Source organism: Priestia sp. JSM ZJ58 (assembly GCF_044383985.1).
Classification (GTDB): Bacteria; Bacillota; Bacilli; order Bacillales; family Bacillaceae_H; genus Priestia; species Priestia zanthoxyli.
The window spans coordinates 1,575,216-1,601,924 of record NZ_JBISEM010000001.1 but is presented as its reverse complement, the minus strand read 5'-3'; the positions used below and the strand labels follow the sequence as shown (position 1 = coordinate 1,601,924).

36 protein-coding genes are annotated in these 26,709 nt (G+C 39.2%); 15 read left to right on the top strand and 21 right to left on the bottom strand.

The features are described 5' to 3' along the window. Positions 1–286: 286 nt before the first annotated feature. Both ACH6EI_RS08540 and ACH6EI_RS08535 read left to right on the top strand, forming a co-directional pair. Positions 287–1,420, top strand: coding sequence for a processed acidic surface protein (locus ACH6EI_RS08540; protein ID WP_099331130.1), 1,134 nt, complete (start codon positions 287–289; stop codon positions 1,418–1,420). A 1-nt stretch (position 1,421) separates the two neighbouring features. Then, positions 1,422–2,147, top strand: a complete 726-nt coding sequence (locus ACH6EI_RS08535; RefSeq protein WP_028414436.1) for a class D sortase — start codon at positions 1,422–1,424, stop codon at positions 2,145–2,147. 29 nt (positions 2,148–2,176) lie between these two features. On the opposite strand, the gene ACH6EI_RS08530 is transcribed toward ACH6EI_RS08535, so the two are convergent. Beyond that, entirely contained in the window at positions 2,177–2,968 is a 792-nt protein-coding gene (locus tag ACH6EI_RS08530) for a sulfite exporter TauE/SafE family protein (protein ID WP_028414437.1), read from the bottom strand. Positions 2,969–3,279: 311 nt separating this feature from the next. Between ACH6EI_RS08530 and ACH6EI_RS08525 the strand changes: the two genes are divergently transcribed. After that, on the top strand, positions 3,280–3,849 hold the full coding sequence (locus ACH6EI_RS08525; protein WP_013083913.1) for a GNAT family N-acetyltransferase: 570 nt from the start codon (positions 3,280–3,282) through the stop codon (positions 3,847–3,849). A 193-nt stretch (positions 3,850–4,042) separates the two neighbouring features. Then, complete coding sequence (locus ACH6EI_RS08520) at positions 4,043–4,258, top strand: hypothetical protein (RefSeq protein ID WP_165573214.1); 216 nt, start codon at positions 4,043–4,045, stop codon at positions 4,256–4,258. On the opposite strand, the gene ACH6EI_RS08515 is transcribed toward ACH6EI_RS08520, so the two are convergent. Further along, on the bottom strand, positions 4,251–5,075 hold the full coding sequence (locus ACH6EI_RS08515) for a 5'-nucleotidase, lipoprotein e(P4) family (protein ID WP_028414438.1): 825 nt from the start codon (positions 5,073–5,075) through the stop codon (positions 4,251–4,253). The genes ACH6EI_RS08520 and ACH6EI_RS08515 overlap by 8 nt on opposite strands. Positions 5,076–5,492: 417 nt before the next feature. Here ACH6EI_RS08515 and ACH6EI_RS08510 point away from each other — a divergent pair, with 417 nt between their 5' ends. Beyond that, entirely contained in the window at positions 5,493–6,125 is a 633-nt protein-coding gene (locus tag ACH6EI_RS08510; protein ID WP_028414439.1) for a YitT family protein, read from the top strand. A gap of 40 nt (positions 6,126–6,165) precedes the next feature. Here the strand turns inward: ACH6EI_RS08510 and ACH6EI_RS08505 are convergent, their stop codons facing one another. Then, positions 6,166–7,164, bottom strand: a complete 999-nt coding sequence (locus ACH6EI_RS08505; RefSeq protein ID WP_014459317.1) for an NADP-dependent oxidoreductase — start codon at positions 7,162–7,164, stop codon at positions 6,166–6,168. A 128-nt stretch (positions 7,165–7,292) separates the two neighbouring features. On the opposite strand from ACH6EI_RS08505, the gene ACH6EI_RS08500 reads away from it, so the two are divergent. Continuing rightward, complete coding sequence (locus ACH6EI_RS08500) at positions 7,293–7,520, top strand: hypothetical protein (RefSeq protein ID WP_028414440.1); 228 nt, start codon at positions 7,293–7,295, stop codon at positions 7,518–7,520. A gap of 88 nt (positions 7,521–7,608) precedes the next feature. Here the strand turns inward: ACH6EI_RS08500 and ACH6EI_RS08495 are convergent, their stop codons facing one another. Then, entirely contained in the window at positions 7,609–8,043 is a 435-nt protein-coding gene (locus tag ACH6EI_RS08495) for a hypothetical protein (protein WP_028414441.1), read from the bottom strand. A gap of 251 nt (positions 8,044–8,294) precedes the next feature. Between ACH6EI_RS08495 and ACH6EI_RS08490 the strand changes: the two genes are divergently transcribed. Next, positions 8,295–8,753, top strand: a complete 459-nt coding sequence (locus tag ACH6EI_RS08490; RefSeq protein WP_028414442.1) for a GyrI-like domain-containing protein — start codon at positions 8,295–8,297, stop codon at positions 8,751–8,753. Between the two features lie 28 nt (positions 8,754–8,781). Here ACH6EI_RS08490 and ACH6EI_RS08485 read toward each other — a convergent pair whose 3' ends face one another. Both ACH6EI_RS08485 and ACH6EI_RS08480 read right to left on the bottom strand, forming a co-directional pair. Beyond that, on the bottom strand, positions 8,782–9,255 hold the full coding sequence (locus ACH6EI_RS08485; RefSeq protein ID WP_028414443.1) for a hypothetical protein: 474 nt from the start codon (positions 9,253–9,255) through the stop codon (positions 8,782–8,784). Positions 9,256–9,353: 98 nt separating this feature from the next. Next, positions 9,354–9,479, bottom strand: a complete 126-nt coding sequence (locus ACH6EI_RS08480; RefSeq protein ID WP_016764808.1) for a hypothetical protein — start codon at positions 9,477–9,479, stop codon at positions 9,354–9,356. Between the two features lie 303 nt (positions 9,480–9,782). Here ACH6EI_RS08480 and ACH6EI_RS08475 point away from each other — a divergent pair, with 303 nt between their 5' ends. Next, on the top strand, positions 9,783–10,667 hold the full coding sequence (locus ACH6EI_RS08475) for a YitT family protein (protein ID WP_016764809.1): 885 nt from the start codon (positions 9,783–9,785) through the stop codon (positions 10,665–10,667). 38 nt (positions 10,668–10,705) lie between these two features. Here the strand turns inward: ACH6EI_RS08475 and ACH6EI_RS08470 are convergent, their stop codons facing one another. The 9 genes from ACH6EI_RS08470 to ACH6EI_RS08430 all read right to left on the bottom strand — a co-directional run bounded on the left by ACH6EI_RS08470 (position 10,706) and on the right by ACH6EI_RS08430 (position 15,894). Then, entirely contained in the window at positions 10,706–11,464 is a 759-nt protein-coding gene (locus ACH6EI_RS08470; protein WP_028414444.1) for a cytochrome c oxidase assembly protein, read from the bottom strand. Next, on the bottom strand, positions 11,457–11,939 hold the full coding sequence (locus ACH6EI_RS08465; RefSeq protein ID WP_047750497.1) for a DUF2243 domain-containing protein: 483 nt from the start codon (positions 11,937–11,939) through the stop codon (positions 11,457–11,459). The genes ACH6EI_RS08470 and ACH6EI_RS08465 overlap by 8 nt, the downstream gene beginning before the upstream one ends. 806 nt (positions 11,940–12,745) lie before the next feature. Continuing rightward, positions 12,746–13,156 carry a disulfide oxidoreductase gene (locus ACH6EI_RS08460; protein WP_028414446.1) on the bottom strand — a complete coding sequence of 137 codons (411 nt, stop codon included), beginning with the start codon at positions 13,154–13,156 and terminating at the stop codon, positions 12,746–12,748. Next, a complete protein-coding gene (locus ACH6EI_RS08455; RefSeq protein ID WP_098112343.1) occupies positions 13,156–13,863 on the bottom strand; it encodes a DsbA family protein in 708 nt (235 codons plus the stop codon). The genes ACH6EI_RS08460 and ACH6EI_RS08455 overlap by 1 nt, the downstream gene beginning before the upstream one ends. A gap of 38 nt (positions 13,864–13,901) precedes the next feature. Further along, positions 13,902–14,753, bottom strand: coding sequence for a M56 family metallopeptidase (locus ACH6EI_RS08450; RefSeq protein WP_014459306.1), 852 nt, complete (start codon positions 14,751–14,753; stop codon positions 13,902–13,904). Between the two features lie 3 nt (positions 14,754–14,756). Continuing rightward, the gene (locus tag ACH6EI_RS08445) at positions 14,757–15,170 is read right to left on the bottom strand and encodes a BlaI/MecI/CopY family transcriptional regulator (RefSeq protein WP_013057865.1); all 414 of its coding nucleotides are present in this window, start codon (positions 15,168–15,170) and stop codon (positions 14,757–14,759) included. A gap of 84 nt (positions 15,171–15,254) precedes the next feature. After that, positions 15,255–15,392: a YvrJ family protein gene (locus ACH6EI_RS08440; protein WP_013057866.1), complete on the bottom strand. Its 138-nt coding sequence runs from the start codon at positions 15,390–15,392 to the stop codon at positions 15,255–15,257. A gap of 55 nt (positions 15,393–15,447) precedes the next feature. Further along, positions 15,448–15,660, bottom strand: coding sequence for a DUF2922 domain-containing protein (locus ACH6EI_RS08435; protein WP_014459305.1), 213 nt, complete (start codon positions 15,658–15,660; stop codon positions 15,448–15,450). Between the two features lie 15 nt (positions 15,661–15,675). After that, positions 15,676–15,894, bottom strand: a complete 219-nt coding sequence (locus tag ACH6EI_RS08430; RefSeq protein ID WP_013057868.1) for a DUF1659 domain-containing protein — start codon at positions 15,892–15,894, stop codon at positions 15,676–15,678. Positions 15,895–16,012: 118 nt separating this feature from the next. On the opposite strand from ACH6EI_RS08430, the gene ACH6EI_RS08425 reads away from it, so the two are divergent. Further along, positions 16,013–16,456: a hypothetical protein gene (locus ACH6EI_RS08425; protein ID WP_028414451.1), complete on the top strand. Its 444-nt coding sequence runs from the start codon at positions 16,013–16,015 to the stop codon at positions 16,454–16,456. Positions 16,457–16,494: 38 nt separating this feature from the next. Here the strand turns inward: ACH6EI_RS08425 and ACH6EI_RS08420 are convergent, their stop codons facing one another. Continuing rightward, positions 16,495–16,641: a hypothetical protein gene (locus ACH6EI_RS08420; RefSeq protein ID WP_165351766.1), complete on the bottom strand. Its 147-nt coding sequence runs from the start codon at positions 16,639–16,641 to the stop codon at positions 16,495–16,497. Positions 16,642–16,798: 157 nt separating this feature from the next. Continuing rightward, positions 16,799–18,121 carry an AlbA family DNA-binding domain-containing protein gene (locus ACH6EI_RS08415; RefSeq protein WP_099331131.1) on the bottom strand — a complete coding sequence of 441 codons (1,323 nt, stop codon included), beginning with the start codon at positions 18,119–18,121 and terminating at the stop codon, positions 16,799–16,801. Positions 18,122–18,269: 148 nt separating this feature from the next. On the opposite strand from ACH6EI_RS08415, the gene ACH6EI_RS08410 reads away from it, so the two are divergent. Then, entirely contained in the window at positions 18,270–18,824 is a 555-nt protein-coding gene (locus tag ACH6EI_RS08410) for an HAD-IIIA family hydrolase (protein WP_099331132.1), read from the top strand. Here the strand turns inward: ACH6EI_RS08410 and ACH6EI_RS08405 are convergent. Continuing rightward, positions 18,775–19,350: a poly-gamma-glutamate hydrolase family protein gene (locus tag ACH6EI_RS08405; protein ID WP_099331133.1), complete on the bottom strand. Its 576-nt coding sequence runs from the start codon at positions 19,348–19,350 to the stop codon at positions 18,775–18,777. The two genes, ACH6EI_RS08410 and ACH6EI_RS08405, sit on opposite strands and share 50 nt — an antisense overlap. A gap of 237 nt (positions 19,351–19,587) precedes the next feature. On the opposite strand from ACH6EI_RS08405, the gene ACH6EI_RS08400 reads away from it, so the two are divergent. Next, a complete protein-coding gene (locus ACH6EI_RS08400; RefSeq protein ID WP_034328103.1) occupies positions 19,588–20,121 on the top strand; it encodes a TetR/AcrR family transcriptional regulator in 534 nt (177 codons plus the stop codon). Then, positions 20,118–20,444, top strand: a complete 327-nt coding sequence (locus ACH6EI_RS08395; RefSeq protein ID WP_013057875.1) for a DMT family transporter — start codon at positions 20,118–20,120, stop codon at positions 20,442–20,444. Before ACH6EI_RS08400 ends, ACH6EI_RS08395 begins: the two co-directional genes overlap by 4 nt. Positions 20,445–20,541: 97 nt before the next feature. Here ACH6EI_RS08395 and ACH6EI_RS08390 read toward each other — a convergent pair whose 3' ends face one another. Further along, the gene (locus tag ACH6EI_RS08390) at positions 20,542–22,119 is read right to left on the bottom strand and encodes a peptide chain release factor 3 (RefSeq protein ID WP_028414456.1); all 1,578 of its coding nucleotides are present in this window, start codon (positions 22,117–22,119) and stop codon (positions 20,542–20,544) included. Positions 22,120–22,361: 242 nt separating this feature from the next. Beyond that, the gene (gene cspD, locus ACH6EI_RS08385; protein ID WP_013057877.1) at positions 22,362–22,559 is read right to left on the bottom strand and encodes a cold-shock protein CspD; all 198 of its coding nucleotides are present in this window, start codon (positions 22,557–22,559) and stop codon (positions 22,362–22,364) included. A 327-nt stretch (positions 22,560–22,886) separates the two neighbouring features. On the opposite strand from cspD, the gene ACH6EI_RS08380 reads away from it, so the two are divergent. Next, entirely contained in the window at positions 22,887–23,609 is a 723-nt protein-coding gene (locus tag ACH6EI_RS08380; protein ID WP_226313301.1) for a DUF421 domain-containing protein, read from the top strand. A 77-nt stretch (positions 23,610–23,686) separates the two neighbouring features. On the opposite strand, the gene ACH6EI_RS08375 is transcribed toward ACH6EI_RS08380, so the two are convergent. Continuing rightward, complete coding sequence (locus ACH6EI_RS08375; protein ID WP_033580536.1) at positions 23,687–25,174, bottom strand: hypothetical protein; 1,488 nt, start codon at positions 25,172–25,174, stop codon at positions 23,687–23,689. Between the two features lie 535 nt (positions 25,175–25,709). On the opposite strand from ACH6EI_RS08375, the gene ACH6EI_RS08370 reads away from it, so the two are divergent. Together ACH6EI_RS08370 and ACH6EI_RS08365 are read left to right on the top strand one after the other, a co-directional pair. After that, the gene (locus ACH6EI_RS08370; protein ID WP_034267848.1) at positions 25,710–26,324 is read left to right on the top strand and encodes an NAD(P)-dependent oxidoreductase; all 615 of its coding nucleotides are present in this window, start codon (positions 25,710–25,712) and stop codon (positions 26,322–26,324) included. A gap of 22 nt (positions 26,325–26,346) precedes the next feature. Continuing rightward, complete coding sequence (locus tag ACH6EI_RS08365; RefSeq protein WP_033580533.1) at positions 26,347–26,595, top strand: hypothetical protein; 249 nt, start codon at positions 26,347–26,349, stop codon at positions 26,593–26,595. The last annotated feature ends 114 nt before the right edge of the window (positions 26,596–26,709 follow it).

Genomic DNA, 26,709 nt, shown 5'->3' with positions numbered 1-26,709 from the left:
TGCTTACATATCATTTCAAAAAGAACAGCTTCTAAGTGCTGTTCTTTTTTGATGTTTCTTTATATTTCTGCTTTGTCAAAAAAATTATAAACCTTTTTCTTTATTTTCCCCTTTTTTCTACCTAGGTCTTTCCGCTCCCTTCCATATGGTATTCTCAAAATATATAGTTCTATAAATACCTTAAATTACCACTATATTCAAGGTATATATAATATAAGTATATATTGTAAATTTATAACTCTTACTATATAATCTTGTAGAAAACGTAAAAAAAAGGAGAAAATTGATGAAAAAACTGGGGACAATTTTATTATCATTTCTGCTGTTTGTTGGCGTATTTCCAACGTCTTCATTCGCAGCCGCGTCAACATTTGACGCAGACTTCAACAAATATTTAAAATCGGTAAGCCAAACGCGAGGTTTTGAAGTAACCAAAGACGACGTTGAATATTCACTTTCACTGTATGACGATAGTCTTGAAAACTACGATACAATCGCAGATTTAGAAGATTTGTTAGGTGAACCGATTGCAGCTGACTTACATAACGTGCAAGATTTGTATGCAGATTTTGACTTAGACAAAACAAGCTTAAATGCGTTATTAAAAGAGAACGGCCAAAGCTTAGACGATTATGTGTACCTAGATGATTTATACGATGATGTCGGCTTCTATCTAGAAGGCGATGACTGGTATGAAGATGATGAGTCATATGACGAAGAAGACACTTCTTACGATGATGAATTAAGTGAAGAAGATTTAAGCGACTTACTATCATTTATGCAGTCTGAATTAGGCTTAACTTCAGAAGAGTTAAATCGAATTGAAGCACATTTTACATCGTTAGAAGATGAGCTTTCAAATGAAGCAACGCTTAACCGCTTAGATCAATTAGGCGAGCGCTTAGCGGCATTCGAAGATTTTGATACAGCAACAGAATTATCTGCTGATCAAATCGCTGAATTAATGTCTATTTATAAAGAAATGCTAACAATCTTCCATTTAGACGCTAAATTTTCACTTGTACAAGGTGGAAATGAAAGATCGCTTTCTCTTACTGATTTAATCAACTTAGAAGAATTAAAAAATGCAAGTCTAAAAATTTCTCTTTATACAACAGACGGTAAATTTTTAGCAGACATGGTGATCACAGGCGATATGTTTAATTCTGATATCATCACAGACACAGGAAAAGAAGTAGAAAAATCTGCTGAAGCTGTAGCAAAACCAGCTCAAGCGCAAAAACCAGCAGTGGAAAAGAAACAAGAACCGGAGAAGCAACAAACGAACAGCGCTGTACAAAAAACCGTTAAAGGCGGAAAACTTCCGGAAACGGCTTCTAATTATGTAACAAATACATTAATTGGATTAGTGCTTGTAGCAGCTGGCTTTGTTCTTTTCCGCAAAGTGAGACGCGCATAAAATGGAACCAAGAAAAACAAGAAGAACAATCAATCGTAAAAAGCGGTTGATTGTTCTTTCCCTTTTAGCCGCTGTCATCTGCTTTGGTCTTTGGTTTACAACAACAAACGCCTATAAATTTGCAAGAGGCTATTTGGCATTTAAAACAATGGATACAGAAGAACCAGCCGCAGCTTCAGTCTCTAAAAGCAAGGACTCATCAACAGCAGACTCTTCTGCTGAAGCTTCTTCTGTTGAACCCAAAAAAGCGGTACACTCTCGTACTGCTAGCTCAGAAAAAAAGCCAAAAGTGTCAAATGTGTCTTATCCGAAACAGCCAAAAATCGGTGATTTAATGGGAGAACTATATATTCCTAAATTAAACGCGAAGCTGCCAATTTATCACGGTACGAACGAAGATGAATTAGAAAAAGGCGTCGGTCATTTTGCGGGAAGCGTGCTGCCTGGTCAAAACGACAATTCTGTTCTATCAGGACATCGCGATACGGTTTTTCGTAAGCTTGGCGACGTGGGTGAAGGCGATTCGCTTGTGGTAAGTACAGCAGCAGGCACCTTCACATACAAAGTAAACAAAGTACGAATTGTGGATGCGGATGACCGGACCGTTATTGTGCCAAAACCTAGAGCCACTTTAACCGTCAGCACCTGTTATCCATTTAACTACGTTGGTTCAGCACCTGAACGCTATATTTTAGTCGCTCACCTTGTTGCATCAACAACAAAATAAAAAAGCTGCCCTTAAAGAGGCAGCTTTTTTTAATGAATAGATTTCATTAGTAAATCAAACCATATTTTCAACGAAGTCGCCGTAATAACGACTGCTAAGATCACTTGCAGCGACGCTACCTTCGTCTTTTGCCCGACAAAAGCGCCAATCGGAGCTGCTAGTAAGCTTGCTCCAATAATCATAAGTGCCGGAAGCAAAAGGACTTGATGCGTCATTACTTTACCGAATGTTGTTCCCATAGACGAAATAAACGTCACGGCTAATGAGCTTGCAATCGTTACGCGCACGGGAATTTTTAACACAGTAATCATAATAGGCACGAGTAAAAATGCGCCTCCTGCTCCGACAATCCCCCCGCAAATTCCAACTAAAAACGCCAGAGCTGCTGCCAATGGTTTTGAAAACGTCACTTCGAATGAATCAGCCGCTGGATTATTTTTTTTGGGCATAAACATTAATCCTGCAGCAATTGTTGCCATCACGCCGTAAATGAAATTAATCATTCCTTCTGAAAACGAGTTTGATAGCGTCGAACCAATGAGACTGCCAACTAAGACGCTGATACCCATATATAAAATTAACGGTTTATTCAAATAGCCGCCCTTTTTGTAAGCAAGAGCTCCTGAAACAGACGCAAACAGCGACTGTACGGCTCCTATACCAGCTACTTCGTGTGCGCTGAACATTCCCACTCCTACAAGAGGCGGAACAAATAGCAACAGCGGGTACAAAACAACTGACCCTCCAATTCCAAGCATACCTGCTAAAAATGACCCGAAAAACCCGAGTGCAAATACCGTTATTAATAGTTGTACATCCATGTTTTTACCACCTGCTTATCAATCCAATATCATGTTTGTTATAAAGTATGTATAAATTACAACGCCTTATCTCTTCTTCCATTGTATCACTGTATATGCTTCTTTTCTGTAAAAATATTGATAAAAGTGCTTTCAATTATTAATTTTTTTAATCATTAAAATCCTATCGACTTTATGCGTTATTTACTTTTAGCCTAAACTTCCTCGTTCTCCCTTCTATTACTTGTGGTAGAATAAAGAAAAACTAGATGTTAGAACTGCCTACATGCTACGCTTATCTCAGCAGGCCCATCATCACAGGAGGCTTTCGTATGTTTGAATACAAAATTGATGACGAAGTTAGTTTGCATTTAATTGAATCAACTGACGCTTTCCCCTTGCTTTCTCTTATTAACGAGTCAAGACCTTACCTAAAAGAATGGCTCCCATGGGTAGATAGCATGCAAAGTATTGCTGACTATGATGAACTCATCCCTGAATGGAGAGCTCAATACTATAATAACCAAGGGTTCCAGGCGATCATTCGGTACTACGGAGAAATCGCCGGAATGATTGGTTTCCACGGAATTAATTGGGGAAATAAAAGTACAAGTCTCGGCTATTGGATTGGACATGATTTCCAAGGAAAAGGCATTATGACAAGAGCCGTACACGGATGCCTGAATTATGCATTTAATACGTTAAACCTTCATCGAGTCGAAATACGCTGCGGCGTTAATAATGAAAAAAGCAAAGCCATCCCTACGCGTCTAGGTTTTACGGAAGAAGGCATTTGCAGAGAAGGTGAATATCTATATGATCACTACCACGATCTTGTAATTTATGGCATGTTAAAACACGAGTGGAAGCAAGCTCCTTATGCTCCGTGGCTTCTTTCTTAAAAAGTAGAATCATTTGGACAAGCTATCGTTTAAATAGGGTATAGTAAAAAGATTAAAAGAAGCTGGGACAACACAATATGTGAGTTGAAGAGAAATCCGAACGAGGTTGATTCTTAATGAAGAATCAACCTCGTTCGGATTTTTTATTGTGATGCTGAACACAGGTTTCATTCAATGCAGGTGATACCAGCTGTTGATTGGAGGGCAAGACGAAGACTCCTGCGGGAAAAGCGGAATAGATGAGACCCCGCAGGAGAGAAGCGACGAGGAGGCTCATCGGCCGCCCGCGGAAAGCGAAGTCTTGTACGGAAATCAACAGCGGTGTAACAAGCGGTTTAGCTCATGTATCCAATTTGTTCGCCTTTTGATTGGAGCGATTTCGTTATGTTTCAACCTATTTTTTAATTAAAATATTGAAGCTGTTCGCGGCGAAGCTTATCTTTTTGTTTGTCCGAAATTGAGTAGTCGTAGTTATAAATAGCTCCTTCCCAATCTCCATACATTGGATTTGGAAACACAATTAGCTTTTGACCAAATGCTTCTTTTTGTTCTTCTACAAGCTTATTTCGATCGTTCATCGACTTTTTATCAAAGCCGCTAAAATCAGATAAGTTATCACCAAACAGCAGGACTACATTATGATTCGTCGCTACTTTTTGACGGCGCGTTTCTTTTCCTTCGTCTTTTGGACCCGTCAACAGCACATGGTCTTTGGTTGCTTGAGGAATATGTAAATTCTTTAGGTTTTTAATTGTTGCCTCAAGCTGAGAAGTTGTACGGCCTGAAATGTAGTAAATATCTACACCTTTTTGATCTGCATACGTCAAGAAATCGACAGCACCTGGCACTGCTTTCGCTTTTGCTGCTTGCACCCATTCATCCCACTTATAAGGGAATCCTTTACCCGTTTTGATGGCTGAAGCTTGAAATGGGCTATTATCAAGCACGGTCTCATCTAAATCCAAAATAATGGCAGGCTTTTTATCGGTACTTTTTGCAAGCGCCTCATCTAAACGAAGCTTCCCTGTATTATAGCCTTGGTAATACAAAGCTTTCATTTCGCCGGATGTCTGGTACCAAGCGTCCGCCATAATTTGCTGATCAGCTAGATTTTGAACGGGTTCTTTTTTCTCAGCAGAAACCTCTTTTTCCTGCTGAGGGGCACATGCTGTAAGCGAAAAAGCAAGTACAGCCACACCTGTCAACGCTGATAATTTCTTATTCATTTTGCATCCACTTCCATCTCTACATATTTTCATGCTAATAATGTTATATATTACCTCAATCAAACAAAAAATCAACACAAATACGAATAATATTTTAATTAATAATTAAAATAGTTCGTTTTAACTGATATTCCTTCCCTTTTTTTGACCATTATCCAAATATTTGTTTATACATTTTCCAAAATCCGTTTTTCTCATTCTTTCTTTTTAATCTTTTTTTAGAAACATATCGGCTTATCACTCATTTGCTCCAGAAGAACTCAATAAATCTGAATTATCTAACTTTTTATCTTGTGTTAGATTCTCTCACAAAAGTGCTTTTTTTTGAAAAGATATATAGTAAAATAGATTTTGTGAATTAAAAGACGGTGTTTTCTATCGAAAGTATTGTATAAATATACAAAAGGGGATGGAGATATGAATCACGTAAAACAATGGGGATGGATTACCTTTGGCTGCTTATGCGTTGCCATCGGAATTCAATTTTTAACCGCTTCTAACCTCGTTATTGGCGGAACGGCAGGACTTGGCATTGTGCTGCAGCATTTAACCGGTATTTCATTTGGGGTATTGTTCTTTATCATCAATCTACCGTTTTATTTTATGGCTCTTACACAAATTGGACTGCAGTTTACGATAAAAAGCTTCATCAGCGTTAGCTTGATGTCAGTGATGTCCGATTTATTAGCTGCCAACTTTTCATTTGCACTTCCGCATCCGCTTGTAGCCGCGGTTATGGGCGGCATTATCGTCGGCATTGGACTAATCTTTTTGTTTCGTCACGGCTCTTCTCTTGGCGGAATCAACATGCTATGCGTGTTTCTTGATAAGAGATTTGGCATTAATCCAGGTAAAACAATGCTTTTGACAGATGTGTTGATTGTAGGCTCTGCAACAGTGGTATTCGGCGTAGTTCAAGTTCTTTATTCGTTAATTGGTATTTTTATCATGACAGGACTGCTTGGACGCTATCACAAACGCTCGCCAATCGAACGAACTGGTGAACATATTGAAGAAGAAGCCAAGCAACAAACGGCTTCAACTATGTAAAAAAACCGTGCGGAAATGATCCCGCACGGTTTTTTTACGCTTATTCTGCTACTTTTACAAGCTGTTTTCCTAAGTTTGCTCCTTCGAATAACCCAAGGAACGCTTCAGGTACATTTTCAAAACCTTCTACAACGTTTTCGCTGTACTTGATTTTCCCTTGCTGCACCCATTCGCCTAACTGCTTAATGCCTTCAGGGAATTTGTCAGCATAGTCGGCTACGATAAACCCTTTCATTAGCGCACTGTTAATTAATAAAGGTGTTTGAACACGTGGTCCAACATCTTGTTTTTCTAAGTTATACAGTGAAATTTGGCCGCAAAGTGGAATGCGCGCAAATTTATTTAATAAGCTAACAACTGCATCTGAAATCTCTCCGCCGACGTTTTCAAAGTAAACGTCAACACCATTAGGACACGCTTCTTCTAACGCTTCTTTCACATTTCCTTTTTTATAATTAATCACTTCATCAAATCCGAGCTCATCTTTTAAATAAGCAATTTTATCTTCAGAACCTGCGATGCCGACAACACGTGCGCCTTTAATTTTAGCGATTTGACCAACAACAGATCCAACAGCACCTGCTGCACCGGAAACGACTACTGTTTCGCCTTCTTTTGGCTGACCGATTTCAAGCAGTCCAAAATAAGCTGTGAGACCAGGCATACCAAGAACGCCGATAGCCGTTGTAATTGGCGCTAGCTCTGGATCAACTTTCTGTAAGTTTTTTGCTTCTGCGGCTGAATAGCGTTTCCAAGGAAGCATACCTGTCACGATATCGCCTTCTTTAAAGCGATCTGATTTTGATTCCGTTACGCGTGCTACAATGCCGCCTGCAAGCGGTGCGTTTAGCTCAAATGGAGGAACATATGATTTTGTATCGTTCATGCGTCCTCTCATATACGGATCAACAGAAAGGTAAAGTGTTTGAACAAGTACCTCGCCTTCTTTCGCTGTAGGCATTTCAATTTTTTCGTATTTAAACGTATCTTTTGTTGGCATTCCCTTTGGGCGTTCTGCTAATAAAATTTGTTCATTCATCGATATCGCTCCTTTTTATTTCTCTGTTTTTTGTAAAATGTGCTAAACTTACCTTTGTTATTTTAAATTATATATTGTGCACAACGCAAAAAATATGATTGTGCAATAACACCGAAGGAGAAAAAGACATGGAGCTAATTCGCTGTAAAGAAAATGTTGTTAAAAAACTAAACGAGTTTGTTCAAGTAACTCCCCCCGTTATTTTGTTTAAAAAAGGCAATATGTATCCGATTAAAATGGATATCAACTATAACTGGATTGCCACGGATGAACAAGGTCATGAGCATATTGTCGCTTCAAACACAAAGAATGTGCAGGACGACTACTGGTTTAGCTACCATTTTGACTTATATTAAGGAGTTTCCCGGATTTACTCTTCGTAAACGTTATATAAATAAAGTGTTGCATCAGTAAAAAAACAGCGCCAGAATTCTGGCGCTGTTTTTATGTAGTAATCGCAATTGCACGGGTAGTCGTTTGAACGGTCACCCCAGTTGAAGACCGGACAAAAAATTCCATTCTGACTGAGTACGTGTATGTACCAATTGATGCTACTGTATCTACCCATGTAAAAGAAAGAGCATTTTGCTGAGTAAATGATAGTGTTAGAACGGCTGCAGCTCCTTGCTGTAAATTCTGTGAAAACAAAAGCTGAGAATTTCTATATACTCTAAGTGTTACCCCGTATTGATAGCTAGTTAATCCAAGAGGAATGTTTGCTTCAATTGTAGCAAACCCATCTATTTTCATCTTCTGATTGTTTTTTTTCGTCTCAGCATTTACTGTTAAAATGCTCGTTTCAGAACCGTAAGTCAACGACTGCACGCTTTGAGACTGCGATGAAAATATATTCAGCTGGCTTTGAATTACGTCTCCCATTACTTTCCCTCCTCTTAGTTATATGAAATATATGGTAATAAAGTATATACTTACCTTTTGGTTTACATGACTAAGAGTTCAAAGACCTCCGTCAACCAGCTTGCTAAAACTATTTCTTAATTCACAAAAGCTGGCTACTGTAATGTTCCATTTTCTGCATCGATATCTACTTAAGATTATGTTACAATCACGGTAAAGTAATTTATGATTGATAGAATAAAAGCTAGAGCTTGAAAAATTCGAGGTGGATTATGCAAGGTAAAGTTGTATATAAAGAAGGATTTTCAGTGATAGGCATAGCAAAAAACGGAGAGTATCAAAAAGAGAATCTTTTGAAGCAAATACTTAAAGAAAAAGAAATGATTAGCTCTTCAAAAGAACCTTATATGGTTACAGGCATTTGCATGGCTCCGAAAAAAGAAAATTATTTTTATATTGCAGGGACAGAAGTGGCTGATACGGCTTGTATTCCAAACGGTATGAGCGTTCATACGTTTCCTTCGTTTACATACCTGCAGTTTAAACACAGAGGTCCCATTACATCGCTTGGGTCGACGTATAACAGCATCTGGAATGAATGGCTGCCGAACTCTTCTTACAGCATGATTGAAGGTCCTGCTCTTGAAATTGTAAATACAGCTATACACGGCAATTTATATAGTGATACATATGAAATGGATATTTATATTCCCATAAAGCTTGGACATTAAAAAAGGTGAACTTACGTTCACCTTTTTCCTATTTTTGCAGCTGTTTATATAAATGATAAAGAGTAAAAACGCACTCTGGATGCCGCTCTTTATGGTTAAAAAAGCCATGGGGAAACATGAGTGAAAGATTCCCTTTTTCAATTCCGGTTACATACTTGTTTTCCATAAGCGGATATTCTTTCACAACCCAGCGCGCTTCATCAATCGTAGACGTAACCACTTCACCAAAGTATACGCCCATACACTCTTCGAATTCTTCTTTTGTCATCGAAAAATAGTCAAAACAATTGCTGTCTTCTAGATCATAGTAAAGAAGCTCTAATATTTTCAAACTTTCATCTGTAAAATCAACGGTGAATTCAGCTACCGCTTTGCTTATTTCATGAATATGATTCATGCACTGTTCGCGCACTTGATGATAGTAATAGCTAGCTTCAAACTGATGTTCACACGTCACTAGCGATTCTCCGTATGATGTTGTTAGATCATGATGCTTGCTCATGCTGACACCTCCACGCTAAGCTTATGGAGCAAGTATAACATTAACCAAGCTACTATTGAGCATCTTCCATTAACAACCTATCCGCGGCAATATTAGGTTCACTTTTTACTCATTATTCTGCCGTACACAAATCCTCCGCTAACAAGAAGAATACCGCTAATTAATACGCTGCTTAAAAAGATTTGCGAGTGCATCAAGTGATTATACATCATCCACACGCTCATTTCGTCATCTCCTTTTGGCCTTTTTTAACTAGTATCCCCGATTTTCTTGCCGCACATGCCGGCATTTTCATCATTTTTTCATCAAGCCTCTATATAGTTAAAGCCGTGAAGCCAATTATCTTTTTTCATCGTTTTACTCTTTAAAAAGCCTGCTTATGACTCTAAAGCAGGCTTTTTTTTATAGAGTGAAATAAGTAATTAAGCCGTCTATCCCCACTAATTGTGCATAGTAAGGTATAATTAAAGATAGTTTCACTTTTCTAAAGTGAGAAATACATAGGAGACATCAAAGGAGACATGCAAATGACAGAACTCGAAAAAGCGAAAATTCAGCACCGAAAGCTGTCCAAGGGACAGGTATTTGGTAGGGCTATCGCCATTGCGATCGGTGCCCTGCTCATGGCCACAGGACTTGAAATCTTCCTTGTTCCAAACCACGTTGTGGACGGAGGAATTACCGGTATTTCCATCATGCTTTCGCATATTACCGGCGTAAATCTAGGAATCTTTCTTTTTGTACTAAATCTTCCGTTTGTATTTATCGGGTACAAGCAAATGGGAAAAACATTTGCCCTTTCCACTATTTTTGGCATACTGGTTGTATCCATCTTAACTTCTATGTTTCATGATGTCCCCGCGTTTACCGCAGACGTTCTCCTTGCTACCGTTTTTGGAGGGATTATTCTCGGAATTGGAATTGGACTCGTAATTCGCTACGGCGGAGCGCTTGACGGTACGGAGATACTTGCTATTTTAATCAGTAAAAAAATTCCGTTTTCTGTAGGAGAAATTGTAATGTTTTTCAACTTCTTCATTTTAGGAGCAGCGGGATTTGTGTTCACCTGGGACCGCGCCATGTATTCTATCCTTGCGTACATCATTGCGGCTAAAGCCATTGATACAGTTGTAGAAGGATTGGAAGAATCAAAATCAGCTTGGATTATTAGTGATCATTCTGATGACATCGGCGATGCGATTAATGCGCGTCTAGGTAGAGGCGTTACCTATTTGCACGGTGAAGGTGCTTATACGGGCGATGATAAAAAAGTGATTTTCTGCATCATTACGCGCCTTGAAGAATCAAAGCTAAAAACCATTGTTGAAGATTTTGACCCTACTGCCTTTTTAGCCGTTGCAGATATTACCGAAGTCCGCGGCGGACGCTTTAAAAAACGAAACATTCACTAAAAAAAACGCGCAGAAAGCATGATGCTTTCTGCGCGTTTTTATGTAAAAGAGACTTTTTGAACCCGCTTAAACCATTCATAACAAAGAAGTACAATTAAACATAAGTCGATTAAATCGCCTCCGTAATACATCAGCATAGCCCCTTGCTGCGCCTCTTCTGCCGAGACGTGCATAGGCGGGTGAGCGTACACATATTTTGATAAAATACCGTGGGCGGCAAGAGCAAGAACCAATACGAACGCTCGGTACGTAAAAGTTTTTTGATGCGGCGAAGGATCAATTGAAATCATCGATACGGTGAATAAATAGCCGGCTAAAAATACGTGAATATGTACAGCGACATGCACGAAAAAAGAGTGATGCATCATGCCATACAGACTTGTTGTATAAAGAATCCAAAGTCCTCCTACGTTAAGAACAGAAGCTGTCACCGGACTGCTGATGAACCGAACAAACCGTCCTTTTAAAAGTTTTGACACCTTTCTGGCTGCATGAACCGGAAGCGTGCGAAGCAGCAGTGTAAAAGGTGCTCCTAACGCCATTAAAAGCGGAGCTAACATACCTAAAAGCAAATGCCCCGTCATATGCGCGGTAAAGTCCATATGAGCACGAGCTGCGAGCGGTCCTGCTACAGAAGATATGGCGCATAAAATACCAAGTGTCCAGCTGGACGTCCTATATAATGACCATTTTCTATACGTTGCATTTGAAGACGTTACAGCCCACACGTATAAAAAAAAGGCAGCGACAAAAGGCAGGGCTAATAAAAGCTGAGATATTACTTTATATTTAATCATGATGTGCACCTTGTTTACGTGTAAACCATGTTAACATGATGCCAATAAGCAGCATCAAACATGCAAGTACATTCCACGTAATGTCGTAAGGTGCAATCTTCACTCCGTACCGAATTTGGTGAAGGCCCATAAGCTTATGTTGCACGGTCCCGTCATAAAGCTGAAACGCCCCGGCTCCAAGCAATACTCCTCCTATCCACCTTTTCACCCACCAGCCGCCCCGGCGCCTTAGATCTGCCACCATAAAAAGTGATGCAATTGTAGCGAACCAGCTGAATGCATGAAACAAACCGTCTGACACTAAACCAGCGGCCGTTGTGGACTTATCATAAAAATGATGCCAATGAAGCAGCTGATGAAACACTGCTTCATCAATAAAAGCAACTAACCCTACGCCAAACAAAAAGCCTGACCAGCTATTTCGAGCGCGGTGAACCACGCGCTGATTTGCAGTTGCTTCGTGCTTCTTTTCCATATATATCCCTCCCTGCCAGTTCTTTAAGTTTATATCGATTCTAATGAACGTATACCCTATTAAAGAGAAATGAATCTATAATATGGAAAAATAGGAGCTATATCCTAATCTCGTTTTCACTATCTTTTCACCATAAAGGTATAGGATAGTATTTGCGAAGCCAATTAGCATATTTTTTCATAGTTTTACTCCCTTTCTAATGACCTGTTTCCCCAAAGCAGGTCTTTTTTATATCCCGCTTCTCTTTTCACCATTTTTTCACCATAAAGGTATAGGATAGTACTTGCGAAGCCAATTAGCATATTTTTTTCATAGTTTTACTCCTTTTGAAGACCTGCTTCCCCAGAGCAGGTCTTTTTTTATATCCAGTTTCTTTTTTCATCATTTTTTCACCATAAAGGTATAAGATAGTACTTGCGAAGCCAATTAGCATATTTTTTCATAGTTTTACTCCCTTTCTAATGACCTGTTTCCCCAAAACAGGTCTTTTTTTATTTTTTCTAAAAGCTTCCATCTTTTCACCGTTTTTTCACTTTTCTTTTATATACTGTTCTTGTCAAAACAATTTCATCATTTTTCATAAATGACCCCTATTTATTCCCCGCTTTTTGTGAGCGGGGCTTTTTTTATAAGAAAAGCATATTTTTTAAAAAAGCTTTTCTCTTTTCACCGTTTTTTCACTTTTCTTTTATATACTGTTCTTGTCAAAACAATTTCATCATTTTTCATAGATGTACCCTATTTGCACCCGCTTCTTGTAAGCGGGACTTTTTTTGTTTTCAGATAAAAAAAGCTTAACCCGGAGGTTAAGCTTTTTTCATCTGCTTGCGAAGAACAAGCATCATAATCGTAATAATGGTAAACGCAATAAACGCTAAAAAAGGAATGGTGATAAATCCAAGCCAGTTAATATATTGACCTGAGCAAGGAACACCGCTTGTACACGTTTCAAATGCTTTAAGAGCCGGTATCTTCTGCAGGCAATAATGATAGCCTGAAAGCGCCATACCAATCACCGAAAACGGCAGGACGTATTTGTAGATGAACGTATCATTCCGATACACGGCTACACCTAACACAATCGCGAGCGGATACATTAAAATTCGCTGATACCAGCAAAGTTCACACGGGATAAAGTGAAGAACTTCACTAAACGTTAAGCTTCCAAGCATCGCGATAAGCGCTGTAATCCACCCGAAAACTAAAGACTTGTTCATTATTTGTTCTCCTTAGCCGCATCTTTGACCATTTGATCAAAGTCATCGATTGTTTTTCCTTCGAATTTTTTGCCGCCTACATAAATGGTTGGTGTACCTGTAATGCCTAAGTCATTGGCTGTCTTCATATCTTGATCAAACGCATCTTTTCCTTTTTCATCTTTAAATGCACTCGCTACTTTTTTTGCATCGGCATCGCTAGATACTTCTTTCAGCGTATCTTCCAAGTAAGATTCCGTTAAGACATCTTTCTTTTCGTCCGCTGCGTTTTGCTTTTTATAAAGAAGTTCATGGAATTTCCAAAATGTATCGTTTCCAAGCTCTTTGTATACCGTCTCGGCAAACTCTGCTGCACGAGAAGAGTCGTTGTTGATAAACGCATAGTTCATAAAGTAGAATTTGACTTTACCTGTATCTACATAATCTTTTTGAATCAGCGGGAAAAAGGATTCCGTGAAGTTTTTACAAGCCGGGCATTTGTAGTCTCCAAACTCTACCACTTCTACCGGAGCTGACTCTTTTCCAAGATACGGCTGATTATCATATGTAAGAGCGGCCTTTTCATCTCCTCCGCCCTTTGACATATTAGAAAGGACGATTAACCCTAAAATACAGACCGCAATAATTCCAATCACCCAAAAAATCCACTTGCTCGAGGACGTTTGCTGATTGGGCGTTACTTTTTTCTTTTTCTTTGCTTTTGACACAATCTCATCTCCTTCTTTTCTTTCTCTCTCTTAAAAACTTACAAAGCTGTTAGAGCTGTAAAAATTAGCGCACACAAAATAAAAAACACGTATAGCGACGTCAGCGTTAAAACAACAGGAGGCTGCATCGGCATTTTGGTTTCCGGATTTAAAATATATTGAATGCGATAATTAACCGACGTATCAGCAAATGATACGTGCGCACACGAAAGACTACCCTGTCCCGTTTTTACCATTTTTAAAAGCGCGCTGCCGATGTGAGCAGGCGTGCCATTTTTCACAATGGCATCTTGATCAGCCAGCACTTCACGCATGACCTTGAAGCGTTTATGGCTCCATTTAATAAACGGAATATACCATAGTGCAGAAGCAAGCGTGCTTAGTAAAAATGTTTTGAGCGGATCTTTGTTTGCAACGTGCGACTGCTCATGGTAAATAACAGCTTCTAGTTCATTTTCATCAAGCACAGACAGCAATCCTGTAGACAGGACGATATGCGGTGTAAACAACCCCATTGTTAATGCAATGGGCTGATCTGTTGTTAAAACTGTTAAACCTTTTCCATACGCTTTTTGCAGGTTAGTCGTTGTTGTTTCATCTCGCAGCTTCGTAATCATTTTACGGACTTTCCGCATTTGAATCACTTGCTTTACAGCTTTAATGAACAGCACGAACATCGTATGAAAAACAACCGCATTCAGCATGTATTCAATAAAAAACAAGCCGAAAAAGTGGGCTACTTTATTACAAAGTAAAATTAAGTTGAACGATAAATTCCATCCAAACAGCAAATGCAGCACATACATGCCCATCTGCATAAGCAACGTCACGGCAATAAAAAAGCACAGGTTAAAAATAAGCTTAGAACGCTTTAGTATTCCTTGATTCATTGATTATTCATCCTTTTTTAACTGTTTGACTTTTGATTCGAGCATGCTTAGCAGTGAATCATCCACTTCTTCTAGCGCATCAAGCATATGAGTAACAGCAAGCGAGCCAAATTCATCGATTAATTCGTGCGTTAACTCTTTCGACTGAGCATCGATAAATTCCTCTTTAGAAAGAATTGGCTGATACATTGATGTACGTCCTTTTAGACGCTTTTGCAACACGCCTTTTTCCACCAATCGATTCATAACGGTCATAACGGTGTTGAAGTTAACTGCTTTTTCTTTCTCAAGCACGTGCTGCACGTCTTTAATGGACATTTCACTTCCGTTCCATAAAGCCGTCATAATTTTCGCTTCAAGCGGGCCAAAAAAGCGATTAAGGCCGGTTTCATTAAATTTAAATTTTTCAATTTTCATATTTGACACCTCACACTACCAATTGTAGTGTGAGGTGTCAAATCCGTCAACTTTTCCATGACAACCGCCTTACAATTGTCATAATCACTTTTTTACTTCATCGGTTAAATGCTGAATGGACAGCACAACTGTATCGAGCTTGGCTTCGATTCGGTGAAGTAAATAAAGCGTCACCACCACTGGAAAACCAACGTCTGAGACAAGCGTAAACCATTCTGTCATCTTCCTCTCTCCTTTTAAAAAAGCCCTTCGCACCGAAGTGGAAGGACTTTCATTTTTAAATCGTAAATTCCGTTACATTTCGCTCGACGATTTGAGCGCCTTTTTTAGCAACGAGCGCTCCGCCGCTTGAAGTAAAAACATCGCTTGCGATCAGCGCGTTCATTGCTGCTGTGATGGCTGCTGCGTCTAACGTATCTTTTGGTGATTCAATCGATAGGCTTACTGCTTTTTGTGACTCATTCAAAAACTGCATCGTTAAAGTTTTCATACTCTACCTCTTTTCTTATTTTAAAAGTGAAAACGTGACAACTTCGTTGATTTCAACAAGCGGCAGCGACTGCAGGCTGGCGATGGTTTCGCTTGCTGTAATGAGTGCATCTGCAGAACTTCCGGGCTGAATGTTCATATAGGATTTTGTCTTTAAATCGGGTTTTCCATCCTCTTTTATTCCTTGTTCTAATACTAAGCGAAGCTGGCTTGAATGCTGAATTTTTTCTGCCATCTTTTATTCCCCCTTTCACTTTATATATAGAAATGGAAATAGGAAAGAGGGATGATGGAAACATAAAAATTTTTGGTTTATAATGGGAGATAGTCTGAGTTAGAAAGAGGCTTTGGTAATGAGAAAGTGGAGCTTTTTATTTTTTGTTCTAGCATTCATGCATCCAGCTTCAGCACTTGCTGATGACGGTGCAGATGAAAAAAAGCTTGGTCCGTTTTACTACACGGTTTCTCATGATTATAGTCGAGAAAAATGGGATGTAGGGGTGTTAAATCAGCAAGACAAAACGAACATTCCTGAGACTGATTTGAACGATGAAACGCTAAAACTGTTTCAAAGCACGGTTGATGATTTAGCAGAGCTCGCGATTCGATTTGCTGCTATGAGCGTACTGCTTGTATGTTCACTCGTTGTTTTTACGTACTTTCGCATTCAAAAAAAACGCCCTTTTCTCCGCTTGTTTTTTATTTTTTCAAGCGTTGGCTTTCTATTTTGCGTCTATACATCATTGGAGTTATTTAAAAAAACTGAACAAGCAAAATCTTTATTTTACTTACTATGACTTGAAACCAAAAAAAACCAGCCGATTGGCTGGTTTTTTCATGCATTTCTTACGGTTATGTAGTTCTGTTCATACGTCATTTCTTCCGTTTGCTTTTGCTGCTCCAAATGATAATAAGCAGCGCATACTCCTCCTAGACCAGCAAGTGCTAGGACAATTAGAAGTATGGATGTCGCTTTTTTCATTACTTTTTCTCCCCTTATGTTTAACCCTACCTAGCAACGGCAGCTGTAAAAAAGAGTCCCCTTTCTCTTCTTTACTTGCTCATTACTTACGAAAGATATTATCATACTTTTTTTCATTTTTGTCATTTTTTTAGCTATTGTCAAAAAATTGTATATTTTATACTCGGTTTAACGAATGTTTAAGAAAGTCCATGGACTGGTTTTTTGAAAGGCCAAACGCCGTTACGATATAATCAACGTAGGCAAGAAGCTCGACGTTTCCCCCTAGTTTTGTTGTTTTAAATGATTGATTAAACCGATACTGCTTTTTATCTGAAAAGACGAGCCCTTCTTCTTCTAGAAATGTTTGAAACTGCTGATGCGGAAAGTAAAGCACATCATTTCGAACGTTCTCTAAATCAATTACAATAATCATGTCTTCGAGCTCAGTTTTTAATTCCATCATACAATCGATGTATCCGCCGATGCAGCTGATTAAAGATGTAAGAAAAAAGGGTCCGTTTATATATTGAAACTGCTCAAAAATCGTCTCATCAATGTAGCTTGAAATGCTGGATTTCAGCACGTCATGAATTTGTTTTGGTTCTTCCATATACGGAATAGGAATGTGAAACTTAGCTGATCCGTTATAAAACTGCTCCCACGCAATTGTTTTATCATATGCATCAATTACGTCTGTGCTTCGAAAAATGATGGATTCCGCTGAATAAGAAGCTTTGACAAACGGTGTATGCAGCATCACCGTACTCTCATCGTCCAAACGATAGTGTTTTGGTTCGCTAGACTTGCTTAAAATATATTGCTTTAACCGTTCTTCTTCCATTTGTTCGATTAAATGCAAATCATATAGTGGCAGCACGTACATATTACACATCCCGTAATGAATATAGCTTTTCCCGTGCATCGGCCACTTTCTGTTATAGATAGACAGTTCTTTTGTGCAAAATTCCTCTATTCGCTGCGTTTGATCCTCCGATTTTTGATAAAGACGATCTAAATGATAGCGATCATCGATTTCCGTAACCGGAGATGTGCCGCTTCCAATTCTTCTGTAAATTTTCCCGTAAGACATGTACGGAGGGTTCGGACCTTCGGGAATCCAAATAACAAAAACACCTTGCCCGGGGTGATCTTCAGGTGATAAAAAGCGCGTAACGATACGAGGAATGGGATTGGTGACATCTTTCAGCATATTATTAATAAACAGCTCATATTCCTTGCGCTCGAGCAGGTTAATGGAATGGTCGTCTTCATCTACGCCAAAAATAAGCCACCCTCCTTTTTCATTGGCAAACGAAGCGATGATATTTGGGATTTTCCGTTTGACCGTTGAGCTTACTTCGCGCTTGAACTCAAGCTGATAGCCTTCTTCTAAATGTTTTTCCATCATGCGCTGCACATCTGAAAACTCAATTTCTCCAATTGTTTTTTTCTTTCCGTCTTCGCTTATAAATGGTGAATAAAACGATTCTTCGTTCACTTGTCTTCCCCTCCTCACCACTTCTATTTAACTTATCCATATGATGAGAAGTAAAAAGACAGTCATACTTCTTTGATTTTTTTCAAAAAACAAAGTTTTTACCGAATTCATCCTGTTTTATATTATGATAGAAAAAGAGGTGAATAACATGATTGAAGCAATATTTTTAGACCGAGACGGAACGATTGGAGGTAGTAATGACATTCAATATCCAGGTGATTTTCAGCTGTTCCCCCAAGCAAAGCAAGCGATTAAAGACATAAAGAAACAAAACATTCCGCTGTTTTCCTTTACGAATCAGCCCGATGTTGCAAAAGGAAAGGTAAATAAATCACAGTTTATCTCTGAACTTTTAGCTTTTGGATTTGATGATGTTTACCTTTGTCCTCATGAAGATTCAGACGCCTGTTCGTGCCGCAAACCAAACCCCGGCATGCTGTTAAAAGCAGCGGAGGAGCACAGCTTAAATTTGGCTAACTGCATCGTGATTGGCGACCGGTGGAAAGACCTAGTAGCGGCCAGTGCAGCAGGCGCTCACTGCATTTTAGTGTTAACAGGAGCCGGGCATGACACGTTACATAAACGAGGAAAATGGGCTGATGTACAACCAGCCTTTATTGCAGCCAATATACAGGAAGCTGTTCAATTTATCTTTACATCACTGAGTTCACAGCCGATACTATCGCATTCACATACTCGTTGAACAGCTGCTCATCCTGTAATAATTGTTCATACTGCGGAGTGGTGATTTCAAGCTGCAGTCCTTTATGCCGCTGATTGTCGTTGGCGATATTTCGAGGTGAAACGCCTTTTAAATGTACGGGCGTTTCACTGATCGGAAAATTCGAAAGTGCTTGACGCACCGCTTTTTCTAACTTTTCGTCTCTTCCTCCAATATAAGTTGTGCAGACATCGCTATAGGCACCGTGAAGAGAAATGGTGACCTCTGATTTTTTCACAAGATGACGGGCCATTTCTTCATCGTAGTTTGCAGACGTAACATGTAATTCAAACGGATTTTCTGTTTTCAGCGTTTTAAATACGTACACCGTTGCGTTCAGCTTTTCTGCTATTTTTTCCGCTACTTCTCCTGTCCCAATTTCCATCGTTCCTCCGTGAATCGCAAGCACGACAATTTCTCTCCGGCGAATGACACACTCTATTTCGTAATCAATTCCCGCTCGTTCACACTGAGATAATTCTTGAAAACTTTGATACACATCCCTCATCTGTTTCTTCACACCTTTCTTTTATCTTTCATATACCCAGGCTTTAATTTTCCTTTTTCTTCATATAGTAAAAGTAGTAAAGGGATTAACCCTTTGTTTACGCGTTCATTTTTGTTTTTATACTTTATATTTTAGTGTGCACAAAAATTTTTTTTGAAATTCGAAATAAAAGTATTGCCAAACAAACCGTCCAGACGGTAAAGTATTCTAGGGAAAATCAAAAAGGAGGAAATTCATGTGTCTACATATGATGATATATTGCTTGCGGCCACTCAGGTTGTACAGCGTGACGGCGTTGGAAATTTAACGCTCGAAAAAGTAGCAAAAGAAGCCGGTGTTAGTAAAGGCGGCTTGTTGTACCACTTCTCATCAAAAGATGAATTGATTCAGCAAATGCTGTACTCAGTCACAAAGCAATATGATGACGGGCTACACGTGCAAATTGAACATGATGATGCTCCTGGCAAATGGAGCCGGGCTTATCTCGCTGAGACGCTTCATGACCTTCAGCGTGAACAAGCGATGAGCGCAGGGTTGCTTGCAGGTATTGCAACGAATCCTGAACTTCTGCAGCACCTTCAAACACACTATGAAAAGTGGCAGCAGCATATTGAACAAGACGGCATTGACCCTGTCCTTGCTACCATCGTGCGCTTAGCAGCCGATGGATTATGGTTCAGCCAAATGTTTGGGCTCGCACCCGTGGATCCAGACATGCAAAAACAGATTCAACAACAACTTCGGAAATTAACAGAGGAGGGTTTTCGATGAAAGCCTATTTATTTTTAGCAATTGCAATTAGTTCAGAATTATTTGGTACATCTATGTTAAAAGCATCAAACGGATTTACAAAATTTTGGCCTAGTCTTGGTGTTTTATTAGGATTTGGTCTTGCTTTCTATGCGCTTTCCACATCACTTCAGCACATTCCACTCAGCGTTGCATACGCCATTTGGTCTGGTGTAGGAACTGCTGTGACAGCTGTAATTGGCGTAGTCATTTGGAAAGAAAGCGGCAGTCTTACGATGGTATTTGGCATCGTATTAATCATTGCAGGAGTCATTCTTTTAAATTTAAAATCAGTGGCTCATTAAAAAAAGAGCCAGTAAATACTGACTCTTAAGCAAAGGAGGAAAATCGACTGTCTACTTATGAAAGTAGTATGTATCGTTTTCCTTTTTTTATACTCTTTTATAGATTAAACGGATCTAGGAATTTAACAGATGGATATTTGTCCTGGAACAAACGCCATACAAAATCGTTTTCAAACATAAGAACAGCATGCTTATCACGATCTTCTACTAGCATCACGCGAGAATCTAGCATGCGATCTTCAATTGTTGCTTTGTCTACCCATTTTGCAATGTTGTGAGACATGCGTGTGAATTCAAGATCGACATTGTACTCACCTTTCATACGATGTTCAAATACTTGGAACTGAAGTTCACCGACTGCTCCTAAAATATAATCTCCAAAGAACGGCGTACGGTAAAGCTGTACCGCCCCTTCTTGTACAAGCTGATTAATCCCTTTTTCAAAGTGCTTGGATTTCATTGCGTTTTTCGCACGAACTTTTACAAACAGTTCAGGCGGGAACTTTGGAAGAGCATCAAATTCGAATACTTTTCCTTCTCCTACAATTGTGTCCCCGATTTGATACGTGCCTGAATCATATAAACCAATGATATCTCCAGGATACGCTGTGTCTACTGTTTCACGGCTTGACGCCAGGAACTGATGAGACTGCGCTAGCTTCATTTTACGGTTTGTTCTTGCTAACGTCACGTTCATTCCACGCTCGAATTTCCCTGAACATACGCGTACGAACGCAATGCGGTCGCGGTGAGCTGGGTTCATGTTCGCTTGAATTTTAAAGATGAAACCTGAGAAGTTTTCATCCGTAGGCTGAACGGTGCCATTCGTTGATTCACGAGGCTGCGGCGGTGATGTTAATTGTAAAAATGAATTAAAGAAAGACTGTACACCAAAGTTTGCAATCGCACTTCCGAAGAAAACAGGTGTTAATAGACCTTGCTTTACTTTTTCAATTGAAAAATCATTACCTGCTTCGTCTAATAGAGATAAATCATCCACTAAGCCTGGTAAATACATTTCATCGACGTGCTTTTTAATTTCATCGTCGATATTTTCACCGTCAAAGTCTGCAAAATATGACTCTTTGTTTCCTTGGTATACTTCAATTTGTTTTGAAAAACGGTCATACGTTCCTTGGAATCGTTTCCCCATGCCAATTGGCCACGTTACAGGGTATGATTCAATACCGAGTACATCTTCAATTTCTTCAAGCAGCTCAAGCGGCTCTTTTCCTTCACGGTCTAATTTATTGATAAATGTTAGGATGGGAATACCGCGCATACGACAAACTTTAAAAAGTTTAAGCGTTTGTGCTTCAATCCCTTTTGTTCCGTCAATAACCATGACCGCACTGTCTACAGCCGTTAAGGTACGATACGTATCCTCACTGAAGTCTTCGTGTCCTGGTGTATCCAAGATGTTAATAAAGTGATCTTTATACTCAAACTGCATAACACTTGATGTAACCGAAATTCCACGTTGTTTTTCGATTTCCATCCAGTCAGATGTAGCAAACTTGCCTGATTTTTTTCCTTTAACCGTTCCGGCTGAACGAATCATTCCACCCAGTAACAGCATTTTTTCTGTTAACGTTGTTTTCCCGGCATCCGGGTGAGAAATAATGGCGAATGTACGACGTGAATCGACCATCGTTTCTTGAAGTTGGTTGCTCATACGTTTTAAAATCCTTTCTGCTCTACAATTCCTATTTTCATCATTTCATTATACGCTTTTTTTATACTGCGTGACTAGTTTTTTTCATATTTGAATACTTCTGCAAAATCAAAGAAATCGTCAACAAGGTGTAAAAAGCGAACAAGAAAAGACCCCTTTTATAAAAGGGGCCTTCTCCCAGTTTAGTTTAACGAACGACCAGAGAAACGTTCTGCTGATCGGCTTAAACTTTATAAAAAAAATTACTTTTGAACGTTAGCAGCTTGTGGTCCACGGTTGCCTTCAACGATTTCAAATGTAACTTCTTGACCTTCTTCTAAAGTTTTGAAACCTTCGCCTTGGATAGCAGAGAAGTGTACGAATACATCGTCTTGTCCTTCTACTTCGATGAAACCGAAACCTTTTTCAGCGTTGAACCATTTTACTTTACCTTGTAACATATCTCTTTTCCTCCTTGTGTGACAATCCACACATTGTGTATTACTCTATTCCTGCTCTTACAATAAGTCAAGACGAACACTTCGAACTATCCTTACCGAACAAAAATAAGCACCTTTATTGTAACAAATCCTCCAAAAAATTTCAAAGGAATTTGCACATTCTTTTTGTTCGCTTCTATCCCTTACCTACAGCCTTTCTACCCCTTTTTAAGCAGCCGAATGTGAACGAATTATCCGCACTTCTTCTTGATTTTTCTTCTTGTATAACGATCCTTTAAATGGATAACGCTATAGAGATAAATACTCTTTCTATTTATGAGAAAGCAGGTGACATCACAAGCGATGGAAGACATTCTTTTGTCCCTTCTTAGAACCTTTGTTTCTTTTATTATCTTAAGCATTACAACTTTCCTGATTGGAAAACAAATTAACACGCATAATAATCATTTTACATTTGCAATGTCCATCATTATTGGATCGTTCATCGCAAATATGGGATTTGATTTAAAATTAAAATTTCTGCCGATGTTCGCTTCTTTTGCTTTTCTTGTGGCCATTCATTTTCTTTTAGCATCAACAGCTCTAAAAAGCAGGCGCTTACGAAAATGGATTACAGGCCGCCCGACGGTTATTATGGAAAAAGGAAAGCTTCTTGAAGCAAATATGAAAAAAGTCAAATATTCCATTGACGACTTGAATCAGCATTTACGAGAACTAGGAACGTTCAACATTGCTGAAGTAGAATTTGCTGTTTTAGAAGTAAGCGGAAAACTGTCGGTATTAAAGAAAACTGCTTATCAAAACATTGCCAAACAGGACGTTTTGTCTAAGCCGTTTAAAGAAATGAATTTACCGGTAGAACTCATCATGGACGGAGAAATTATTCATAAAAATTTAACATCTCAATATACCGAACAATGGATCAACCTTAAGCTTTCAAATCGTCAGCTTCAGTTGAACCAAGTGCTGTATGCAGTTGTGTCAACAAACGGCATGCTCTATGTAGATGAGTATAAAGATCAGCTGTCCGCTCCTACAGACAGAGAATAAGGTTGAGACATAACTAAACGAGTTTGATTCTTCATAAAGAATCAAACTCGTTCGGATAAAATACGTTTGTCCCAGTTTTACTGTGCCATTTCTTCAACTGTTCCTTCTTTTAAGCCATAATAGTTCCGCTCAAATCGCTTTATTTCTTGATCATAGCGGCGTACTTTTGCATCGGCTAGCTGGCGGCTTTGTTTTGTTTCTTCAAGCAGCTCGACCTGCTGATTAATTTGAAAAATAGTCGTCGTCAGCTCGTCTTGATAATCATAAATTTCATTTTGAATATCCACGCATACGGGCAAGCGATTTGCTAAAATAAAGTCCGTCATTTGCATAAGCACTTTTTTACGCTCTACTTCTTTCACTTTGCTTTTGACAGCTCGTTCTGCAGAACGGAACGTCAGCCTTACTTTAGAGAAGAAGTCACCTTTAATCGAAAGCTTGCGCTGCAGTTCTTCTACATCCTGTTTTAATGATTCATGCTCTTCAATCATTTTTTGAAGCACAAGCCCTCCGTTTAACGATGTGAGCTCCATTTCATCAAGCTGATGGCGAATGGCTGTTTTGAGCGTTTCAATTTGTTTCACCGTCTTTTTCTCCGTAGCGCGGAGCTGCTTAACATACTGCTCTGTTTTATAAATAAAGTTGTCTAACCGTTCACGATCAAACAGTGACTGCTCTTTCTTTTTTACATAATCTTGATACGTTGTGTGTACAGATGACCACTTGATCAATAGAGACTGATAATTCAACAGCTCATCCTGATGCTCAAGCTTGTACGTCCACATCAGCTGAACAACTACTAATAACAGCGGTAAAAACGTTCCAGCTTCTTTGCGTTTTGCAATAATTTCATGACTTTCAAAGCTCGCCATTAAAAAAAGCGGCGCATTCATACTAAATAGCAGTGCTGGCGGGTAATTAACGGGAATAAAGATACTCATTACGGTTGCCATAAGGCCTGAAATAGCAGGGTATGCGTGCGGAGGAAGCTGTTTGTATAGCTCGATTGTCCCTTTTTTTTGCAGCAGTTTCACAAGCGCTGCCTGCTGATATTCTCCTAATACATCAATCATTCTTTCCTGATACATGGGAGGAAGCTGCTCAATCCAATTCATCAGCTGCTGCTGAAACACAGCTTGCTGACGATTTGTAGCAATCATGTATTGCGAATCAATTAGATGAAAGAACAGTCGGATTTGATGGCGCATTACGTCTTCTAGCGTATGACAGCGTGCAATTGAAAACAGCTCATTGTATTTAGATACAAGCAAATTTCCAATGTTATCGCTTAACTCGTACAGCTCGCCGTTTGTTGTAGCATGAGAAACGGGAAGTTCAAAAAACTTCGCCATTTCAAGCAAAATATGCAGATGCATGTCTACTTCAGGCTGTTTTTCAAGCAATTTCATTTCTTCTACCAATGATGCTTGAAAATCCGTATGCTCCGTTTGCTGATACTGTGCTGACATTTCCGTATAAATGCGGTGGTCACATAACACATAAGCAGCTCTTAGGATATCGCCTTTAGACGTAAGCAACCCATACAATAACTGTTGTCCGTTCATCTTCACACCGTCCTTCATTAAATTTTCTTACTATAGCTTTCTATCATTTTATACTTTTTCTATAAATTCGATGCAATAGTTCAAATTTCCTGTTATCTTTCTTCTTGCTTTCTTAATACGAAGAGTGCCGTCCAACATGACATCAGTGCAGGCGGGATCATCCAAGTCATATATCGCCACTCACCGGTCACAAGCGCCATAATGAGAAAGATGAGCGGAAAACCTATTAGTACTATGATAACACGTGCTCGGCTTACCGATTTTTTCATCGTGCATCGCCCCTTCTGTTCGTCCCTTATTCTTATAATACCCTTTCGCTTCTCTAGCATTAAACACCTTTATAAACCGTTCGTACATTTCTTTGTTTTCTAGACAGTCTATGACATAAGTTTTAAAAAAGAACAGAGGATACCTCTTACTTTGGTGAATCTCGTAAGTAGCTTTTATGTTTTGACAAGCTAAATCGAGAAAAATGTGTTATGGTAAAAGAAAATTTCGTTTTTACTACCTACATTGAAACGAAAGGGTTGATCGTATGAACATTTTTTTGATTGGCGCAAGCGGCAGGACCGGACAGGAAGTAATCAAGCAAGCGATTAAAAACGGACATTATGTAAAAGCTTTTGTGCGAAATCCATCTAAGCTTAAGGTAACGCATGCGAACGTACACATCATACAAGGCGACGTGCTTGATTATTATGAAGTGTGTCAGGCTATGCGAGGGTGTGATGCAGTCATTTCTTGTCTGGGAACCGAAAATCTAGGGCATTCTACCCTTTTAGTAGAAACGACAAATCTGCTGATTCAATGTATGAACGAAAACGGAATTCAGCGTATCGCCTACACGGCTTCAGCCGGAATCGACGGAGAAATTCCAGGCATGACGGGCTGGCTTGCTCAGCGTATTTTAAAAAATGTGCTTCGCGACCATCACGAAGCCGTGAAGCTCTTGAAGGTAAGCGGACTCGACTGGACCGTTGCTCGGCCAATGGGTCTAACGAGCGGTCCGTTAACCACGTATTATCGTATAGGAGAAGCTAGCATACCAGAAAACGGACGCAACATCAGCCGTTCTGATGTCGCTCATTTTCTCCTTCAAGCCGTAGAAAACAACAGGCACATAAAAAAATCACTAAGTCTTTCGTATTAAGTGTTCTAAAGGAGTGTTGATAGTGAACCTATCAAAAATTTTTCTAAAAATAAGTCTTGTACTTTTAATGGCATGCGTCTTTATTGAAGGTAATTTCCAAGTGGCGCTTGGCATCTTTGCTGCTGTTTGCATGCTTGTCATCATTTTTGCCAAGCCTCTTTCAAAATCGCTGCTTCCTGCTAATAAAAAAACAGGAAAAAAAGACCGCGAAACATTAATGATGGTCATTGGTGTCATCATTTTTATTTCAGGAAGCTTTTTTATTGCGTAGTAGCATTATAAACATCCACATTTTTAATCATATAAAGGGCTGTGCTGTAAGTCGAATATTCGCCTTATGACGCAGCCTTTTTTAGCTTTCATGAGGTCTCTTTCAGCAATAGCT